Origin of the sequence: Streptomyces sp. NPDC016845 (genome assembly GCF_044332585.1) — a bacterium.
In the GTDB taxonomy this organism is placed as follows: Bacteria; Actinomycetota; Actinomycetes; order Streptomycetales; family Streptomycetaceae; genus Streptomyces.
Map to the genome: position 1 here is coordinate 26,616 of NZ_JBIRPI010000022.1, position 17,550 is coordinate 44,165.

Genomic DNA, 17,550 nt, shown 5'->3' on the forward strand with positions numbered 1-17,550 from the left:
GCGCACCCGGTCCGGGCCGCCCGCATCGTTCGACCGCGGGCGGTTCGGGCCTTTTTACCGGGCGTCGGTCCGCTTCGTCGCCCGGTCGGCACAGTTTCCTCAGCCGGTGCCGGCTCGTTTGCTTTGCGGAGTCCCAAGAATTTTCCTCGGTAAGAAGGAGAAAAGCATGTCTCTCAAGAAGAGCGTCACGATCGCGGCCGGTGCCGTCATGGCCTTCGGTATCGCGGCCCCGGCATTCGCCGACGCCGGTGCGCAGGGTGCGGCCGTGAACTCCCCGGGTGTGCTCTCGGGCAACAACGTGCAGGCCCCCATCCACATCCCGGTCAACCTCTGCGGCAACACCGTCGACGTCATCGGTCTGCTGAACCCCGCTTTCGGCAACCCCTGCGCCAACGACTGACGCGCGACCGCGCGGTGTTTCTCCCGGCCGACCCCGGTGCCTTCCGGCACCGGGGTCGGCTTCGAATTGAAGCGGGAAAGGAAGAACAGTGAGGCAGGCACTGAGAATCGGGGCCGTGACGGTCGTCGCGGCGACCGGCATTCTGTCCGTGCCGGCGACGGGCGCCCTCGCCCTGTCGGGCGATCAGGGACGAGCGAGCGGTTCTCCCGGTGTGCTGTCGGGCAATTCGGTGTCGATTCCCGTCACCATCGGCGCCAACGCGTGCGGCAATTCCGTCGACGCGGTCGGTGGGCTGAACCCGGCGACGGGTGACCGCTGCGGCAATGGGGCGAAGCCGAGCCTGCCGTCCCCTCCCCAAAACGCGCGGGAGCATGAACAGCAGCGGCCGGACGAGCCGCCCCGTGAGCCGCGGGAGGCTCCGGGCGCGCCGCCGTCCCAGCCGCGGTCGGTTCCGCCCGCCGCCGAAGACGTACGCGAGGATGCGCCGGAGACGGCGGTACGCGCGCGGGCGGACGGGGAGCGGCTCGCCGAGTCGGGGGCCGGGGAGAACCTGCCGGCCGCCGCGGGGGCCGGGGCCGCGCTCGTGCTCGGCGGCGCGGTCCTCTACCGCAGGACCCGGACGGGCGCGCTGCGGCGGTGAGGCCGGGCCGGGAAGAGCAGCCTCGGCGCTCTTCCCGGCCCACAGAGGAGGCCGCGGTGAACGCTGCCTACCAACGGCGTGACGCCGACGGCTGGGAGGGAGGCAGCGCGGCCCATCTCATGACAGCCGACAGTCGACCACCGAACCGGCGCCTTGGATGCACCGGTTCACCCGTTTGCCAGGCATTTCACCCCAATGGGGCCGTAGGCGGCATATGCGCGGCCCCGGCCCGACTGCCGCGCCAGGTACCGCTCGACCCCGGCGACCAGGGCGGGCGCCGTGTACGTCGCCCCGTGCACGAACCGCATCGCGGGACCGTAGTCGGGGGTCGTGACCAGGCCCGCGAGGAAGAGCCCCGGGTAGGCGGAGGCGAAGCCCCGGCCGACGCGCGGGGTGTGGGCGGGGCTCGGTGCCAGCATGTGGCGGACCCGGGGCGTGAGGACCGTCATCCGCGCGCAGGTCGCCCGGAACCCGGTCGCCGCGATGACGTGATCGGTCTCGAAGTCCTCCAGGCCCTGTGACGTACCGACCGTGCGCAGCCGCAGCCGGCCCGCCGACGGGAGGGCGTCCACGATGGTGCGGCCCATGCGGAGGTCGATGCCGGCCGCGTCGACGCGGTCCCTGACCCACCAGGCGCCCGCCGGGCCGAGCGCCGTCTCCGCGACGGCGGCCCGGGTGCGCTCGGGCAGCCGCCGGAAGGCGCCGGGCCGCTCCGAGTAGAACCAGTTGCGCCAGCCGCTGCCGAGGCCGCTGTGCGGGGCGCGCAGGCTCTGGCGCCAGGGGCGTACCCAGGGCGGCGGAACCGTGTTCCAGGCGAGCCCGGCGGCGCGCGCGACGATCCGTACCCGGGTTCCCTGCTCGGCGAGGAGCGCGGCGATCTCCAGGGCGGCCTGGCCCCCGCCGACCACGGTGACGTCCGCGTCGCGGAAGCGGCTCAGGTCACTGTGGTGGCTGCTGTGCGACACGTGCTCGTCCGACAGCTTCCGCAGCGCTTCCGGAAGGTGCGTGTACGGGAGCAGTCCGGTGGCCAGGGCGACCGCGCGGGCGCGCAGGACTTCTCCGTCCCGGGTGCGCAGGTCGAAGCCGTCGGGCGCCGCGTCGATGCTCTCGGCCATCCGCTCGTCCAGCTGCGACACGGCCTCGCGCGCGAACCACAGGCCGTAGTCCGCGAACGTCCGTACGGGGAGCGGGCGGCCGTGCTCGGCGGTGACGCCGACGCCGGCGCAGTACCGGTCGAGCCCGAACCGGCCGCCCGGCGCGGAGAGGTGGGACGCCCAGGGCTCCGACTTGAGGAACATGCCGTGGGGCATGTGGTCGCGCCAGGACGCCATCGGGCGGCCGAGGACCCGGGTGTCGAGTCCGCGCGCCTGCGCGTGTGCGGCGATGGACAGGCCGTAGGGGCCTGCGCCCACCACCATCAGGTCGTGCATCAGCAGCTTGCCTTTCGTTCAGCCGTCGCGGCCGGGGCGGCGGTCGCGGATTCGGTCGGGTCGCCCGACGCCTGGGCGGGCACGCCGACGGGGGCGGGCCGCGCCCGGCGCAGCAGCCGCGCTGCCACGTGCCGGGACCAGGCGGCCGCCATGGCGCGCGTGGGCGCGGGGTCGTCCTGGGCGTGCCAGGCGAACTCCGGGGCGGCGGACGGGTGCAGCAGGGCGCGGAGCGCGGTCAGCGGCGCGTAGTTCTCGACGACGAAGGTGCGGCCCGGCAGGGCGCGCCCCGCGGGCAGCGGCTGGTGGGTGAGGTCGAGGTACTGGGCGCGTACGACGTCCAGGCCCGTGCCGTCCGCGAAGAGCCGGAACTGCGCTCCTGGCCGGGGGTTGAAGTCCAGCAGGTAGTGACTGCCGGTCGTGGCGTCCACCCGGAAGTCGATGTCGAAGATGCCCCGGTAGCCGAGCGCGTCGATGAGCTGCCGGACGGTTGTCCGCAGCTCCGGGGCGGGGGCCCAGCGGCCGGCCGCGGTGAGGCCCGCGCCGCGCGGCCAGGCCCGCTGCTTGGTCCCGGCGCCGCCGCCGTGCAGGGCGCCGTGCCGGTCGGCGTAGCCGTGGAAGAACCAGTCGCCGCCCGGGCGTGCGGGCAGGTACTGCTGCAGCAGCAGTTCGGCGCCGGTGGCCGCGCCCTTCTCGTAGAGGCGCATCGCTTCCTCGGGCGAGCGGAGGAGGCAGGTGCTGCGCAGGCCCGCGTCGCGTGGGAGGAGCCAGGGGTGGCTCCACTTCGCGACGACGGGGGTGCCGAGGTCCTCGGCCGCGGTGTAGGCGTCGTGGGCGTCGCGCGGCAGCAGGGTGCGGGGGTGGTCGATGCCGACGGCGCGGCAGAGTTCGGGCAGGCGCGCCTTGTCGGCGACGTACTCGGCCAGGTGTTCGGGCTGCTCTGGCAGGAGGAACGACTCGGTCAGCGGTTCGCGCAGCCGGCTCACCGCGATGGCCCCCGCGTCGTCCACCGGGATGAGCACCGCGGGCCTGCCGACCCGTGCCGCCGTCCGGCGCAGTCCGGCGGCGATCTCGTGCAGCGGCGCCCCCGGGCGCGGCGCGGGGTGCGTCCGGGTGACGTAGCGCGAACGGGTCACGGGAGAGCCGTCCGGCGCGGCCGCCACATGGACCTCCACCCCGCAGCGTCCCAGGGAGCGGACCGCCCCCAGCGTCCCGTGGTGGAACGGGTTGGGGTCGATCCGCAGCAGCACGACCGGGACACAGGGATCGAGCATGTGTCGGTTCCTTTCGAGGAACTAGGAGGCGGACCAGGAGGGACTGACCCGTGCGGGTGAGAGGGCGGCCATCGGCTGTTCCACGATTGGCGCCGCGACCGTTCGTGTGACTGAGTGTCAGGAATGGTGCGAGCGCGGGACGAGGAGCAGAGATGGTCTTAGAACGCCGGAGCGGGAAACGCGGACGCCTGACGCTGATCGCGGTGGGGGCCCTGGTCTCGGCGGTGGTCGCGGGCGGCTCCGTGTCCATCGAGTACGCGGACGCGACGCCGCGCGCCGAACGGATCCCGGCCGCCGCGAACGTGCCCGACCCGACGCCGACCGGAACACCGACGCCGACCCTGACACCGACGCCGACCGGAACACCGGCACCGATCCCGACACCGACACCGTCCGCCACTCCGCCGGCCGCGTCCCCGAGTCCGCTCCCGGAAGTGGAGGCGGCCAGGTTCCCCTCGTTCGGGGCCTACCTGGACTTCGGGCCGCGCGGGGTGACGCGGATGACACGGCTGTCGGACTGGCTCGGCGGCGCCGACCTGCGCGTGGGGCACACCTATCTTCCCGGTGACAGGTGGAGCAACATCGAGGGCGCCCCGACGTTCCTCGACAGTTGGGCCAAGTGGCGTCGCTACCGCGATGACCGGCTCTTCGTACTGAACGTACCGATGCTGGAGCGCAACGAGGGCCGGGTGCCGGACGCGGAGGTACGCGGCCTGCTGCACAAGGGGGCCGCGGGCGACTTCGACGAGCACTTCCGCACCCTGGCCAAGCGCCTGGTCGAGCTGAAGGTGCCGGACACCGTCCTCGTGCTCGGCTGGGAGATGAACGGCATCACCTACACGCACCGGTGCGGGCCCGACCCCGAGGCGTGGAAGAAGTACTGGACGCGGATCGTGACGGCGATGCGGTCCGTGCCGGGGCAGGAGTTCCGCTTCGACTTCACACCGAGCCGGGGCCGGGACGCCGTGCCGTGGACCGACTGCTACCCCGGTGACGACGTGGTCGACATCATCGGCATGGACGCGTACGACCAGCCCGAGGGGCTCCCCTTCGAACAGCAGGTGTCCGAGCCGTACGGGCTGCGGAAGCACGTCGACTTCGCCAAGGAGCACGGCAAGCCGGTCTCGTACCCGGAGTGGGGGCTGTTCCGCAACGGGGACAACGCGGAGTACATGCGGCGCATGCTCGCCTGGATGGACGAGCACAAGGCGCTCTACAACACGCTCACCGACTACTGCCCGCACGGCGTGTGGCAGTGCCGGCAGAACCCGAGGGCGGCGAAGGTCTACCGGTCCATGCTGACCGGACGCGACAAGGCGGCCACGCCCGCGCAGCCCACGCAGCCGGCACAACCCGCTCAGCCCGCTCAGCCCGCTCAGCCGCCGAAGTGTTCGACCGTCGATCTCGGTCAGTGGGTGGAGCGCTGGATCGGCGGCAAGGTGTGCGTGCGGCTCAGGGACTGGGTGCACCGGCCCTGAGGCGGCGCCCGCTCTAGCCGGGGCCCGCACCGCGCTCCTTCCACGCCGTGCGGGCCCGCTTCGCCCAGGAGCGGGCCCGCACGTCGGCGAGGACCGCGCCGATCAGCGGGGCGGTGGCGTGGCGGGCGAGGAGGTAGCGCTGGTTGACGCGATGCTCGGGGCGCCAGTGCAGCTTGTAGGGCTCGGTGCCGCGCAACAGGCTCAGGACGCTGTCCCGCGAGCCGCCTTGCAGATGTTCCGCGCAGGAGCGGAGCAGCATCGTGGCGACGTCGACCTTGCGTTCCCTGAGCTGCGGGTGGGCGCCGTAGAGGTAGCCGCCCGCGAGACGCGGGGACAGGAACGTCAGATCGGCGGCGACCACCGAGCCGTCGAGAGTGAACTCGGTGACGACGGCGTCGCCCGTGCGCGCCATCTGGGCCACCGCGCGCGTGAGGTGCTCGGCGAAGCGCGGCCTGACGTGCTCCGTGGTCACCTTGCGGTCCTGCCATTGGAGCCGGTGCAGGTCGAGGAGGCGGCGTACGGACTCGTCCACGTCGGCGGCCGGCACGACACGGCGCTCGATGCCCAGCGCGTCCAGCTTGCGGAGCTTGGCGCGGGCGCGCTGGGCGCGGGGCCGCGGCAGCCGCCCCACCAGCTCATCCATGGGCAGGGCGGGCAGTTCGAGGCACGGCGAGTCGTCGAGGCGGCGGCGCGGACCCGGCCAGCGGGCGTAAAGGGCCTCCACCGTGCTCCCGGGGCGCACCTCGCGGAAGTCGACGACTGCGGTCCGGGCGAGGCGCCACAGCCCGGCACGGAGCGCGTCGACCGCCCGCGACGGCGAGGCCGCCGGGGCGTCCTCGACGAGAACGTCGCTGAAGTCGGAGATCTCCGTGCCGAGCGGCGTCAGCGTGGGGAAGGGCAGCGGGCGCAGCATGAGTGGCGCCGCCGCCACGAGGCGGCCCTCCTGGCGTACGAGCACGACGCGCAGCCGCCCGGGGCGGCCGTAGGAGAGCCACCAGGAGTGCAGCCAGGCGTGGCTCTGGAACGGGGTCGCGGCCGCACACGCGCGGTGCAGGCGGTTCCACTCCTCGCGCAGCCGCCCGAACTCGGCGGAGTCCGTGCAGACAGTGACGGCCGGGGCGGGCGCGACGGGGTCCGGCCGCGTCAGGACGGCCGGGGCGGGTCCGAGGCTCGCCATCAGGCACCGCCCCGCTGTGCGGCCGCGGCGGGCGCGGGCACGGTCGGCGTCGCGTGCGTCGCCTCCCGCCGGGGGCGGAGCAGCAGCGCCAGGCCGCCGAGCAGGCCGCCCGCGCAGGCGCCGACCAGGGTCGTCAGGCCTGTGGAGGGCGAGGAGGGCTCGGCCGGCCGCACCGCGCGCGTGAAGCGCAGAAGCTCCACGTGGGTGTCCTTCTTCACGTGGGCGGCGTTGGCGGTCAGCGCGCGGGCGACGGCGTTGGCCATCTCCATCGCGGTGTCCGGCTTCTGCGACGAGGCGGAGATCGCGACCATGGGCGCGTCCGGCGACGTCTCCGCGCGGATGCCCGATCGCAGTGTCTCGACCGGGACGCCCGCTGCGACCTGCGCGTCGCTCAACACCGCGACCTGTGTGGCGACCCGGCTGTAGGCCTGGGCGAAGCCCGCCGCCGATGTGGGGTCGGTCTGCGAGGTCGGCACGGCGATCACGTAACTGGTCGCCGTGTACTCGGGGGTGCTCGCCGCGCCGTACACCCCGCCGACGAGCGCGCCGAGCAGAAGGGCCGCGGGCAGGGGCCACCAGTGCGGCGCGCTCCTCGTGCGGGTGCCGATGCGGGCGGCCAGCGGCCTGGGGGCGGTGGCCCTCTCCTGGGCGGCTTCGGTCATCGCGTACTCACTCCTGGGGGTTCGGGGCGCCCATGGCCGCCGCGTACACCTCTAGGTGGCGGGCTGCGCTGCGGGCGATGTCGTACTGCAGGGCGGCCCGCGACGGCGGCCGGTCGCGGGCTTGTCGTGCTGTGCTGAGTTCTCGGATCTCGCGCGCGAACGGGGCGGCCTGGCACGGGATGCGGACCGCGCCGCCGGTCAGGTCCGCGGGCAGGTCGTCGACGGCCGGGCAGGCGACGTAGAGGACGGGCAGTCCGGCGGCGAGCGCCTCCACGACCGCGAGGCCGAAGGCCTCGTCGGCCGACGGGGAGGCGAGCGCGTCCATCGCCGAGAGCAGCGCGGGCAGGTCCACGGCGTGCGCGCCCTCGGCCGTGTGCGGGCGCTCCCCGGCGAAGACGACCCGGTCGAGGACGTGCGCCTGCTGTGCGGCGCGGCGCAGGGCCGCTTCCTCGGGTCCTGTGCCGACCAGCAGGAGGCGCACGTCCGCCGGGAGGTCGCGCAAGGCGGTGACCAGGACGTCGAACCGTTTGCCGGGCACCAGGCGTCCGACACCGCCGACGACGAAGGCGTCCGCGGGCAGTCCGAGCGCCTTCCGCGCCCTGGCGCGGGCCGCCTCGTCGAAGGCGAACCGGGCCACGTCCACGCCGTTCGGGACGGTGTGCACGCGGTGCGCGGCGACGCCCCAGCCGCGCAGCCGCTCGGCGACGGCCGGGGAGACCGCGATGGTGGCGCGGCCGAGGCGCTCCCCCGCCAGGTAGAGGGCGCGGACCCCGCGCGTGAGCGGGCGCCCCTCGATCTGCGCGTCGCCGAGCGAGTGCTCGGTGGCGACGACGGCCCGTACACCGGCGAGCCGCGCCGCCACCCGCCCGTACAGGCAGGCCCGGTAGAGGTGCGTGTGGACGAGGTCGTAGCGGCCGCCGCGGACGATGCGCGCAAGGCGGGGCAGCGCGCGGCCGTCCCTGTTGCCGGCCATGCCGAGGTCGGTGACGCGTACGCCGTCGCGGACCAGCCCTTCGGCGACCTGCCCGGGGTTGGTCAGGGTCACGACGTCGTGGCCCGGCGGAAAGTGGCGCAACAACAGGCGTAGTTGCTGCTCGGCGCCGCCCGCTCCGAGGCCCGTGATGACGTGGAGGACCTTCACCGCGCGTCCTCCCCTGGCTGCCACTCCCGTCTTCGCACCCGGTGCAGGCGGCGCTTCAGTTCGAGCCGCAAGGGCGTGTCCCGCTGGCCGACGTAAACGCGCGGCATGGCGTGCAGGCCGGTGAGCGGGCCCGGGGAGATGGCGCAGCCGTAGCGGTAGCCCGCGTCGCGCACGGCCCGGACGGTCCGCTGGTCCACGTGGCCGTACGGGTAGCAGAAGCCCCGCGCCTCGCGGCCGGTCAGCTCCTCGACGCGCGCCTTGCTGTCCTCGACCTCGGCGCGGAGTTCGTGCTCGCCCACGCGCGTGAGGTCGACGTGCATCAGGCCGTGCGAGCCGATCTCCATGCCCGCCGCGGCGGCCGTACGGATGCCCTGGGCGGTGAGGAGCGGTTTGCGGGGGCCCTCGGCGTCCCAGGCGTTGTCGCCGCCGACCCTGCCGGGCAGGACGAAGACGGTCGCCGTGCAGCCGTGGTGGCGCAGGAGCGGGAGGGCGTTGTCGACGAAGTCGCCGTAGCCGTCGTCGAAGGTGAGGGCGACCAGGCCGCGACCGGCTCCACGCGCGCGTGCGTCGAGGAGTTCGGCGACGCTCACGCCGCGCAGGCCGCGGGCGCGCAGCCAGCCGAGTTGCCGGCCGAGCCGTTCGGGCGTGACGGTGACGTTGTAGGGGTCGTCGGGGCAGTCGTCCACGGAGTGGTACATCGCCACCCACGGGGACGGCCCTGACGGCCGGCCTCGCGCGGCGGGCCCGGGGAACTCCTGGACCGCTGTTTCAGCTGACATTGCGGAGCTTTCTGGTCGCGATGCGGACGGCGGGCAGAAAGGCCCGGACGTTGAGGGCCCACAGGGAGAAGAGGAAGACGGCCGCGATGGCCGGTGCGGCCACGCCGAGACCGGCCAGAGGGTGCGCGAACGGCAGCGCCGCCGCGAGGCCCGCGCCGGTGGCGGCCACGGCGGCGAGCAGCGTCTTGGCGAGCTCGGGCAGCACCACGGAGAGGCGTACGGGGACGCTGCGCCCGTCCATTCCGGCAAGGAGCAGTACGGCGGTGAAGGTGATGCCGAGCGCGTTGGCGGCGGCGATGCCCCCGACGCCCCAGAACGCGACGGCCCAGGTGCCCGTCCCCGCGGTGAGGACCATGCCCGCGGCCATCGTGGCGACCGGGTACCAGGTGGGCAGCCCGGCGGAGAAGTAGGAGCGGACCAGGGCGCCGACGAGGCAGTGTCCGAGCAGCCCGAGCGAGTAGACGCGCATGATCGACGCGGTGGCGGCGGTGTCCCGGCCGGTGAAGGCGCCGCGCTGGAAGAGGAGTTCGATGATCTGCGGGGCGCAGGCGAAGACGAGGGCCGCGCCGCACAGGACGATGCAGGCGGCGAGCGCGACGTCGCGCTCCACCCGGTCGCGGGCCCGTTCGGTGTCACCACGCGCCAGCGCCTTGGCCACGACCGGGAAGGTGACGGTGCACAGCATCAGGGACAGCGCCATCGGCAACTGCGCGACCTTCTGCGCGTAGTTTAGGTGCGAGATGGCGCCGGACGGCAGCGACGAGGCGAGGAAGCGCTCGACGAAGACCTGCGACTGGCGGCAGAGCGCGAACAGCAGGACGGTCGCGATCAGCGCCATGTTCATGGACTGCCGCTTGGCCGCCTTGCCGTCGGCCGCGCGGTCGGCCGGGGCCTCGCCCCGGAGCCTGCGGCGCACCACCGGCGCCTGCACGAGCACCATCAGACAACCGCCCACGGCCACGCCCGCGGCGGCGGCGCGCACCCCCCACCGGTCGGCGAGCAGCACCAGTGTGGCGATGATCCCGGTGTTGTACGCGACGTAGATCGCGGCCGGTGCGAGGTAGCTGCTGTGGGCGCGCAGGGCCGCGCTGCAGTACCCGGTGAGCCCGAAGGTGAGCAGGCAGGTCGCGGTGAGCCGGGTGCAGTCGACGGCCAGTCGCGGGTCGGGCAGGCCCGGCGCGAGCAGGGTGACGAGCTGGGGCGCGGCGATCATCAGCAGCACGGCGGAGGCCAGGAAGGCGAGGGTGAGCCGGGGCAGCGAGCCCGCGACCAGGGCCCGCACCGGGTCGTGGGTCAGCTCCGGTGCGGCCGAGCGAGCCGCGATCGCGGCGCTGAAGGCGGGGACGAGCATGAACGCGAGGCCGTCCTCGATCAGCAGCGTCGTCGCCACCTCGGGCACCGTCCACGCCACCAGGAAGGCGTCCGTCTCGCTGCCCGCCCCGAAGAGGTGGGCGAGCGCCTGGTCCCGGCCGAGGCCGAGCAGCGATCCGGCGGCGGAGAGCACGGCGGTGAGCAGGGCGGCGCGGGCGAGGAAGCTGTTGGACGTGGACTCGTGGGCCGTCTTGAGGGCAGGCGCCTGCTGGGCCGGCACGGTGGACGGCCGTACGGTCTCGTCCCCGTCGACGGGTGGGCCGGCCGTCATCGCCCGGCCCCCGGCTCGGCGTCGAGCGCGGCCGGGGCCAGGGCCCACCAGGCGACCAGGCCGAACACCACGGCAGTAAGTACGGTCGAGGGCCCGCCGATGTCCGCGTACGCGAAGTCGATGAGCTGCCAGGTGAGCAGCGCGCACGCGAGCAGCGCGCAGTCGAGGCCGCGCCCCGTGCGGTGGGCGGCGCCGAGCCGTCGCAGGCCGCGGACGAGGAGCGCGGCCCAGGCGCCCACGAAGGCGCACACCCCGAGCAGCCCCTGTTCGCTGAGGACCAGGAGGTACATGTTGTGCGGGGAGAGGAGCGGCTGCCGGTGGAAGGCGGCGCCCGCGCCCGCGACATCGCTCCCCGCGGACAGCGCGATCGAGGCGTGGCCGTCGCGGTGGGCGGGGAAGTCCTTGAGCCCGACGCCGGTCGCGGGGTGCTCGCGCCACATGTCGGCCGCCGCCGCCCACAGCGTGTACCGGTCCGTCACGGACTGGTCGGGGGCGGCCGTGACCTGCGTGATGCTGCTCAGCCGCTCCTGGAGCATGGACGTCCCGACGCCGAACCCGCCGACCAGGACGACCGCCGCGGCGGCTCCGACCAGGAGCAGCCGGGCCGCGCGCCGCACACCGGCGAGCACGATCTGCAGGAGGACGGCGACCGCCGTGGCGATCCAGGCGCCCCGGCTGAAGGAGAGCGCGAGCGGGACGAGCAGCCCGAGCGCGCAGGCCAGGGCGGTGAGCCGGACGCGCCGGGTGCCGTCACCGAGGGCGAGCGCGACGGCGCAGATCAGCCCGTACGCGACCACGGTCGACATGCCCATCACATCGGTGGCCCCGAACGTGCCGACGGCCCGCACGTCCTCCCCGGCGTACGAGGCGCCGGTCCCCGTCAGGTACTGATAGACGCCGATCGTCCCCTGGTACAGGCCGAGCGCGACAAGCGCCCAGCCGACGAGGCGGAAGTCGCGGCGGTCCCGGACGAGCAGCAGGACGGCGGCCGGGACGAGGACGAAGATCTGGCAGTACCGCACCATCCCTTGCAGGGAGTCCGACGCCGAGCCCGCGCCGAGGGCGGCCACCGCGATCGCCGGTACGGGCAGAGCGAGGACCACGTACGCGGTCCGGGTCAGCGGGCGCTGTCCGCCGCGCACCGCCCGCACGGCGCAGACGGCCACCACGAGCCCGGAGACCGCGTCGGCCGGGGTGAGGCCGCCGCCCCCGTCCTGGCCGCCGGGGCCGAGCGGGAGGGCCAGCATGGCGATCAGGGACAGGAGGGGCAGGAGGGGGAGGACGGGGCCCGCCCGGCGCACGGCCCGCGGCAGCGGCGCCGCGGTCCAGGTGGTGCGCGCGCCGGTGAGGGCGGGTGCTGCGGTCACTGCGTCAACTCCCCGTAGGGCGGAAGAACTCGGTCGCCGTGCGCGCCAAGATGGTGAGGTCGCCCCAGAGCGACCAGCTGTCGATGTAGGCGTTGTCGTAGCGGCAGCGGTCCTCGATGGAGGTGTCGCCGCGCAGGCCGTTGATCTGGGCGAGCCCGGTGATGCCGGTCGGCACGCGGTGCCGGTCGCCGTAGCCCGGGTAGGTCTCGCTGAACTTCATGACGAAGTACGGGCGTTCCGGGCGGGGTCCGACGAGGCTCATGTCGCCGCGGAAGACGTTCCACAGCTGGAGCAGCTCGTCGAGCGAGGTGCGGCGCAGGAACCGGCAGAACCACGGCATGTGGTGCTCGCCCGCGACGCTCCAGCGCGTCGCTGACTCCAGCGGGTCGGCCGGGCGGTGCGTACGGAACTTCAGGAGCGTGAAGGGCCGCCCGTCCTTGCCGACACGTTCCTGCCGGAACACGACGCCCGGCCCCTCGCTGACGCGCAGCCAGACCGCGCAGACCGCGAGGACCGGGGCGGCGAGGACGAGCAGGACCGCAGAGACGGCCAGGTCCAGGGCGCGTTTGCCGGGGTGCAGCCGGTGGGCCGCCCCGGTCAGCGGACGGCAGCGGAAGCCGGCCAGGTGGGTCTCGGCGCCGCGGTGCTCGGGCACGTACACCGACGGGTCGGGGTCGAGCTCCCAGAGTTCGCAGCGCAGTTCGGCGAGGCTGTGCAGCCACGGCCGGTGCTCCGGCGCGCTGGAGCCGCCGAGCAGGATCGCGCGCCGCACCCCGTTCTGGATCACCGCGCGCCGTACGTCGGCGGCGCTCGTCAGCACCGGCACCGGCGGCTCCCCGGCGTCGGTCCGCCGGTCGGCCGTGTCGCCGCCGACGATGCCGACGAGGCGGATGCCGCTCGGCCGGTGGCGCTGGAGCGCCGCGGCGACCCGGGTCGCGGTCGCCTCGGGGCCGACGAGGAGCGTCGCGCAGGGCCTGCGGAGCAGAGCCGTCCGGTGCCGCCGCAGAATGAGCGCGCGGGCGGCGACGGTGCACGCGCCCTGCACGGCACAGCCCGTGAACACCGCGCGCGGCGGGACCTCGTGCAGCCCGGGCAGGCTCGCCGCGGCCGCCGTCAGCACGCACCAGGCGAGCGCCACGCGCGCGACGAGGGCGGGACAGTCGTCGAGGATGTGCCGCCCGTCCAGGCGCCGGTAGAGGCCGCCGGCCCGGTGCAGGGCGAGGACGAGGACGACGAAGGCGGCCACGAGCAGGGGCTGGCGCTGCAGCGAGGTGAGCGCGACCGTGCCGAGCAGGGCCGCCGTGGCGTCGGCCGCGAGCAGGAGGGTGCGCGGCGAGTGGTCCCGGGCGGGCCCGCCGATCAGGGCGAGCGGGCCGCTCTCGGTCGTCCGCCGGGGGACGACCACGGCGGCGGAGGCAACGGTCTGGTCCTGGGTCACGTGGTGATCGGCTCTCTGTCTGCGGTGGTCGCCGGGCCCGGGACCGCGGAGGCGGTGTCCCCCGGGCCCAGAAGTTCGCCGTACACCTCCGCGACCGCCGCGGCGGCGCGCCGTACGTCGTGGTGCGCGTGCACGTGGCGGTAGCCGTCCCGGCCGCGCACGCGCAGCCCTTCGGGGTCGCGCAGCAGGCGGAGGAGGGCGCGGCCGAGCGCCGCCGGTTCCCCCGGCGGCACCACGCACGCGGCGGCGAAGTGCGGCGGCAGGCTCTCGCGGGCCCCGGCCACGTCGGTGACGAGCACCGGACTTCCGCAGGCCATGGCTTCGAGGGGGGCGAGCGCCATCCCCTCCCACCGCGAGGGCATGACGACGAGGTCCGCCGCGCGGTACCAGGGCGCCGGGTCGTCGACGGCCCCCGCGAACGTGACCGAGCCGGGTGCCGCGGCGCGCAGCCGCTCCCCGTCCGGCCCGTCGCCGACCAGGACGAGCCGCGCCTTCGGCAGCGCGCGCACCACGTCCCGCCACGCCTCGACGAGGAGGTCCTGCCCCTTCTGGCGGCACAGCCGGCCGACGCAGACGACGAGCGGCCCGTCGCCGTACGGGGTCGAGCCCGTATCAGCCGGCCGGAACCGCTCCAGATCGACGCCGTTGGGCACGAGGCGCCACTCCGCCTTGATGCCGAGGCTCTGCCCCGCGCGCTGCTCGGCGCGGGAGACGCAGATGACGCGCGAGGCCCAGTGGGCGCCGAGCCGCTCCCAGAAGAGGGCCGCCCGCGCGCCCGCCCCGCGCACCGCCTCGAAGGACCAGGCGTGCGGCTGGAACACGGTGGGGACGCGGCCCCGTACGACGAGCCGGGTGATCAGGCCCGCCTTGGCGCTGTGGGCGTGGACGACGTCGGGCCGGACGGCCGCCAACAGATGGGCGAGCCGTCGCCCTTCCCCGAGCAGGCCCTTGGCCGGGGACCGCGCCGACTGCCACGCCAGGACGTCGCAGTCCGTGGCGGCCAGCAGGCGTGGCAGGTCACCGGTGGCGGGGCAGGCCACCGAGACCCGCATCCCGGCCGCCAGTTGCCCGCGCACGAGGTCGGCCACCACGCGCGCGACTCCGCCGTCGACCGGCTGCGTCACATGCAGAACGTGCGGCGGCGGGGGTGCGGACGTCACGAGCATCGCCTTTTCCTTGACAGAGGAGCGTCCTTGGCTGAAGTAGGGAGGGCGATCAGGGACGGGCGACGTCGACGGTGCCGAAGAACACCCCGGTCCAGGCCGCGTCCGTACGGGAGACGAGGCGGATGTCCAGCGCCTTCGCGCCGCGGGTGACGGCGCGGCCCAGCGGGAACACGTCGGAGTCGTAGCCGAGCGTGTTGCCGTGCGCGGGGACGCGCCGGGCGGGCCGCCTCCCGGGCTCGCTGACGGTCGAGTTGAGGACGTCGTGGGCGGGGTTGGCCCGGTCGGTCAGCGCCACCGGCTTGTGCCGGCCGGTGGCGACGGTCAGCGAGTCGCCGGTCCGGCCGCGGTCGCCGTTGTAGGCGACGAGCCCGAGGTAGCCGCCCGTGCCGGTGGCCGGTGCCGTCCGCACCCGGAGCCCCTGGCTCGGGTGCTTCTTGTCGAAGAGGTCGAAGCCGTCCCGTACGAACACGTGCCGCAGCGGCGCGGACTCCTTCTCGTACGCGGCCACGAGCGTCCAGCCGCCCCAGGCCCCGGCGTCGGAGCGCCCCTTCGCGATGTTCATCTGCGCGACGGTGTAGAGGCCCGGACCCGCGCCGCGCACCAGGTCGGTGACGTCGGCGGAGGCCTGGAACGCGTCCGCGCCGCCCGCCGCCCGGTGTCCGATCGCGCGGTCGGCGAGGACCTCCTTGTACCGCCCGCCGGGCTCGGCCACGAGCACCCGCCCGTTGTCGCGCGGCGGCTTCCGCTCCCCGACGCGCAGGTTCCCGCCCCAGTACAGCCGGGCGTAGGTGATCCGCGCGCCGCCGGGGACGCGGAGCTCGGCCCGGGACGAGTTGTAGGTGTTCGGGTCGCGGTCGACGTCCGTGTAGGCCATGGCGAAGTTGCCGTTGGCCGCCGCCGCGCCCGCACGCGCCCCGGTGCAGCCGGTCTTCGTCCCGGCGGTCTTCTCCGGCTTCGCGTCGCTGCACGTGACCGACGCGTTGGCGGCGCGCACGATCCCGCCGTGCAGGACGGCCTCGTAGCGCGTGGTGAACGGGGCGCGGGGCTTCTCGGCCACCGGCGCCGTCCCGGTCGCGGTCGCCTGGCAGGGCAGGGCCACGGCCGCGAGGGACAGCAGGCCCACGATCATCCGACGCAGGAAACAGCCTTTGACATTTCGCACGGCATTTCGCACGGCCGACTTCCCTTTCACGGAGCACATAAGAAAGTCATACTTATCCGTCAAGCCGCACAGAACCAAGCCCCCCGAACGAGGGCAGTCACGTCGCGACCGGAATGCGGATTTCACTTGATACACGATGTGTGTTGGAGTTGTGAAATTACTGCCCGACTCACGGGGACGCTCCGTGACGCACTTCAATGCCCTAACGCTTATTCACCCGTTCGGAGCCGCAACCCCGACCATCGCCGCTCCGTTGCACCACAAGCCGGGCACCTGCCCCGGCCGAACAGAACGACCCCCAAGGAGCATGTTCATGTCGCGTACCGCCAAGGCAGTCGTCTTCTCCGCGGTGGCAGCCGCCGCCATGGCCGGCAGCGCCGGAATCGCCGCCGCCGACGCCGGCGCGCAGGGTGCCGCCAGCAACTCCCCGGGTGTCATCTCGGGCAACGCCGTCCAGGTCCCGATCCACATCCCGGTCAACCTGTGCGGCAACACCGTCGACGTCATCGGTCTGCTGAACCCGGCGTTCGGCAACACCTGCGTCAACGACTGACGACCAGTCGGCTCTTCCGCGACGGCCGCTCCCCGTTCGGGGGGCGGCCGTCGCCGTTTGGCCCGTATGAGGGCGGTTCGGTTGCAGGGCGGTGTGGGGCGTCCCACGGTGATCTCAAGCCACACCCTCCTCGAAAGGCGAAAACATGTCCGCTCTGCCCGTACGGCGTCTCGCGACCACCGCACTCTGCGCGTCCCTCCTGATCGGTGCCGCGGCGCCCGCGCTCGCGGCGGACACCGTCGCCGCGCCCGCCCGCTCCACCTTCGTCACCTCCGGCCTGGCCGCCGCCGATCCGGCGCCGCCGGAGGGTGGCCTGGCCACCCTCCTCGCACCGGTCACCGGCCTGCTCGGCGGCCTGCTCGGCGGCGCCCAGCCCGCACCGCAGGCAGCCGAACCCGCCAAGCCCGCGCCGCAGGCCGCCGCGCCCGCCCCGCAGGCCGCGGAGCCCGCCCCGCTCGCCGCCGAGCCGGCCGAGCCGGCCGAGCAGAGTCCCCAGCTGAAGCCGCTGGACGCGCAGGCGCAGGAGCAGACCACGGCGATCGAGAAGGCGCTCCCGAAGAACGCGACCGCGGACCAGAGCGAGGCCATGGCCGGCCTGCGGGACGCGATCAACGAGTACGTGAAGGCGTCGGTGACGGGCGACACCGCCGACGCGAGCACCGACCTGCGCAGCGCCGTGTCCGACCTGGTCGAGTCCATCACCTCGCAGTGGCTCGACGGCGCCCAGAAGCCCTGACCTCCGTTTCCGTCGGCGAAGCCGCTCGTTGAAGCAGGTGAAGACCCAGTTCCGTCGAAAGAAGGAAAACCATGAAGGCTCTGAAGGCCGCCGCTGTCGCAGCCGGTTCCCTGGTGATCGCCGGTGCCGCCGCTCCCGCGTTCGCCGCGGACACGTCGGACCTCCCTCCCATGAGCCTGAACGGCGGCCTGAACGACGCGCTGACGCAGATCACCAACACGCCGACGCTCAGCTCGCCGGTGGACACCAACCTGCTCGACCCGAAGCACAAGAAGGGCTTGGTCGGCAGCCTCACCGGGGCCACCAAGGTCCTCAACCCGGGAAGCGCGCCCGGGGCTCCGTCCGGACTGCTCGGCGGTCTCCCGCTCGGTAAGTGACGGGCCGCCCGGAACGCACCGAGAAAAGCGCACTTCGAAAGCCGGTTCGAGAATTCCCTTTCTCGAACCGGCTTTCGCTTTCGACCGTACGAGTGAGATATCGGCCGGGGCCCGAAAGCGTATGGCTAGGG

17 protein-coding genes are annotated in these 17,550 nt (G+C 74.0%); 6 read left to right on the forward strand and 11 right to left on the reverse strand.

Annotation, left to right across the window (positions count from 1 at the left end; translation table 11 throughout):
• Window positions 1-166: 166 nt before the first annotated feature.
• Window positions 167-400, forward strand: a complete 234-nt coding sequence (locus ACH4RC_RS34110; RefSeq protein ID WP_398207782.1) for a chaplin — start codon at window positions 167-169, stop codon at window positions 398-400.
• A 115-nt stretch (window positions 401-515) separates the two neighbouring features.
• Complete coding sequence (locus tag ACH4RC_RS34115) at window positions 516-1,040, forward strand: chaplin family protein (protein ID WP_398207784.1); 525 nt, start codon at window positions 516-518, stop codon at window positions 1,038-1,040.
• Between the two features lie 167 nt (window positions 1,041-1,207).
• Here the strand turns inward: ACH4RC_RS34115 and ACH4RC_RS34120 are convergent, their stop codons facing one another.
• Entirely contained in the window at window positions 1,208-2,470 is a 1,263-nt protein-coding gene (locus tag ACH4RC_RS34120; RefSeq protein ID WP_398207786.1) for an NAD(P)-binding domain-containing protein, read from the reverse strand.
• Window positions 2,470-3,741 (reverse strand): ATP-grasp domain-containing protein, encoded by a 1,272-nt coding sequence (locus ACH4RC_RS34125; RefSeq protein ID WP_398207787.1) that lies wholly within the window; start codon window positions 3,739-3,741, stop codon window positions 2,470-2,472. Before ACH4RC_RS34125 ends, ACH4RC_RS34120 begins: the two co-directional genes overlap by 1 nt.
• Before the next feature lie 152 nt (window positions 3,742-3,893).
• Here ACH4RC_RS34125 and ACH4RC_RS34130 point away from each other — a divergent pair, with 152 nt between their 5' ends.
• Window positions 3,894-5,219, forward strand: a complete 1,326-nt coding sequence (locus ACH4RC_RS34130; RefSeq protein WP_398207789.1) for a glycoside hydrolase family 26 protein — start codon at window positions 3,894-3,896, stop codon at window positions 5,217-5,219.
• 13 nt (window positions 5,220-5,232) lie between these two features.
• Here the strand turns inward: ACH4RC_RS34130 and ACH4RC_RS34135 are convergent, their stop codons facing one another.
• The 9 genes from ACH4RC_RS34135 to ACH4RC_RS34175 are packed head-to-tail and all read right to left on the reverse strand — an operon-like array spanning window position 5,233 to window position 15,720.
• On the reverse strand, window positions 5,233-6,396 hold the full coding sequence (locus ACH4RC_RS34135; protein ID WP_398207790.1) for a GNAT family N-acetyltransferase: 1,164 nt from the start codon (window positions 6,394-6,396) through the stop codon (window positions 5,233-5,235).
• Window positions 6,396-7,058: a lipopolysaccharide biosynthesis protein gene (locus ACH4RC_RS34140; protein WP_398207792.1), complete on the reverse strand. Its 663-nt coding sequence runs from the start codon at window positions 7,056-7,058 to the stop codon at window positions 6,396-6,398. The genes ACH4RC_RS34135 and ACH4RC_RS34140 overlap by 1 nt, the downstream gene beginning before the upstream one ends.
• Window positions 7,059-7,065: 7 nt before the next feature.
• Entirely contained in the window at window positions 7,066-8,199 is a 1,134-nt protein-coding gene (locus ACH4RC_RS34145) for a glycosyltransferase (protein WP_398207794.1), read from the reverse strand.
• On the reverse strand, window positions 8,196-8,978 hold the full coding sequence (locus tag ACH4RC_RS34150) for a polysaccharide deacetylase family protein (RefSeq protein WP_398207796.1): 783 nt from the start codon (window positions 8,976-8,978) through the stop codon (window positions 8,196-8,198). Before ACH4RC_RS34150 ends, ACH4RC_RS34145 begins: the two co-directional genes overlap by 4 nt.
• Entirely contained in the window at window positions 8,968-10,620 is a 1,653-nt protein-coding gene (gene murJ, locus ACH4RC_RS34155) for a murein biosynthesis integral membrane protein MurJ (RefSeq protein WP_398207798.1), read from the reverse strand. Before murJ ends, ACH4RC_RS34150 begins: the two co-directional genes overlap by 11 nt.
• Window positions 10,617-11,987: an O-antigen ligase family protein gene (locus tag ACH4RC_RS34160; RefSeq protein ID WP_398207800.1), complete on the reverse strand. Its 1,371-nt coding sequence runs from the start codon at window positions 11,985-11,987 to the stop codon at window positions 10,617-10,619. Before ACH4RC_RS34160 ends, murJ begins: the two co-directional genes overlap by 4 nt.
• Before the next feature lie 4 nt (window positions 11,988-11,991).
• On the reverse strand, window positions 11,992-13,425 hold the full coding sequence (locus ACH4RC_RS34165) for a sugar transferase (RefSeq protein WP_398207802.1): 1,434 nt from the start codon (window positions 13,423-13,425) through the stop codon (window positions 11,992-11,994).
• Window positions 13,422-14,591 (reverse strand): glycosyltransferase, encoded by a 1,170-nt coding sequence (locus ACH4RC_RS34170; RefSeq protein ID WP_398207804.1) that lies wholly within the window; start codon window positions 14,589-14,591, stop codon window positions 13,422-13,424. Before ACH4RC_RS34170 ends, ACH4RC_RS34165 begins: the two co-directional genes overlap by 4 nt.
• A gap of 49 nt (window positions 14,592-14,640) precedes the next feature.
• A complete protein-coding gene (locus tag ACH4RC_RS34175; RefSeq protein ID WP_398207805.1) occupies window positions 14,641-15,720 on the reverse strand; it encodes a DUF3344 domain-containing protein in 1,080 nt (359 codons plus the stop codon).
• Between the two features lie 346 nt (window positions 15,721-16,066).
• Between ACH4RC_RS34175 and ACH4RC_RS34180 the strand changes: the two genes are divergently transcribed.
• The 3 genes from ACH4RC_RS34180 (at window position 16,067) to ACH4RC_RS34190 (ending at window position 17,419) form a co-directional block, all read left to right on the forward strand.
• Window positions 16,067-16,306, forward strand: coding sequence for a chaplin (locus ACH4RC_RS34180; protein WP_398207806.1), 240 nt, complete (start codon window positions 16,067-16,069; stop codon window positions 16,304-16,306).
• 145 nt (window positions 16,307-16,451) lie between these two features.
• On the forward strand, window positions 16,452-17,042 hold the full coding sequence (locus ACH4RC_RS34185) for a hypothetical protein (RefSeq protein WP_398207808.1): 591 nt from the start codon (window positions 16,452-16,454) through the stop codon (window positions 17,040-17,042).
• A gap of 71 nt (window positions 17,043-17,113) precedes the next feature.
• Entirely contained in the window at window positions 17,114-17,419 is a 306-nt protein-coding gene (locus tag ACH4RC_RS34190) for a hypothetical protein (protein WP_398207810.1), read from the forward strand.
• Window positions 17,420-17,550 lie beyond the last annotated feature (131 nt).

What these genes read in the sequence shown, in the direction of transcription:
- ACH4RC_RS34110 (WP_398207782.1), top strand. Translation starts at nt 167, where the DNA reads ATGTCTCTCAAGAAGAGCGTCACGATCGCGGCCGGTGCCGTCATGGCC.
- ACH4RC_RS34120 (WP_398207786.1), bottom strand. Translation starts at nt 2,470, where the DNA reads ATGCACGACCTGATGGTGGTGGGCGCAGGCCCCTACGGCCTGTCCATC.
- ACH4RC_RS34125 (WP_398207787.1), bottom strand. Translation starts at nt 3,741, where the DNA reads ATGCTCGATCCCTGTGTCCCGGTCGTGCTGCTGCGGATCGACCCCAAC.
- ACH4RC_RS34130 (WP_398207789.1), top strand. Translation starts at nt 3,894, where the DNA reads ATGGTCTTAGAACGCCGGAGCGGGAAACGCGGACGCCTGACGCTGATC.
- ACH4RC_RS34135 (WP_398207790.1), bottom strand. Translation starts at nt 6,396, where the DNA reads ATGGCGAGCCTCGGACCCGCCCCGGCCGTCCTGACGCGGCCGGACCCC.
- ACH4RC_RS34140 (WP_398207792.1), bottom strand. Translation starts at nt 7,058, where the DNA reads ATGACCGAAGCCGCCCAGGAGAGGGCCACCGCCCCCAGGCCGCTGGCC.
- ACH4RC_RS34150 (WP_398207796.1), bottom strand. Translation starts at nt 8,978, where the DNA reads ATGTCAGCTGAAACAGCGGTCCAGGAGTTCCCCGGGCCCGCCGCGCGA.
- murJ (WP_398207798.1), bottom strand. Translation starts at nt 10,620, where the DNA reads ATGACGGCCGGCCCACCCGTCGACGGGGACGAGACCGTACGGCCGTCC.
- ACH4RC_RS34170 (WP_398207804.1), bottom strand. Translation starts at nt 14,591, where the DNA reads ATGCTCGTGACGTCCGCACCCCCGCCGCCGCACGTTCTGCATGTGACG.
- ACH4RC_RS34175 (WP_398207805.1), bottom strand. Translation starts at nt 15,720, where the DNA reads ATGATCGTGGGCCTGCTGTCCCTCGCGGCCGTGGCCCTGCCCTGCCAG.
- ACH4RC_RS34180 (WP_398207806.1), top strand. Translation starts at nt 16,067, where the DNA reads ATGTCGCGTACCGCCAAGGCAGTCGTCTTCTCCGCGGTGGCAGCCGCC.
- ACH4RC_RS34185 (WP_398207808.1), top strand. Translation starts at nt 16,452, where the DNA reads ATGTCCGCTCTGCCCGTACGGCGTCTCGCGACCACCGCACTCTGCGCG.
- ACH4RC_RS34190 (WP_398207810.1), top strand. Translation starts at nt 17,114, where the DNA reads ATGAAGGCTCTGAAGGCCGCCGCTGTCGCAGCCGGTTCCCTGGTGATC.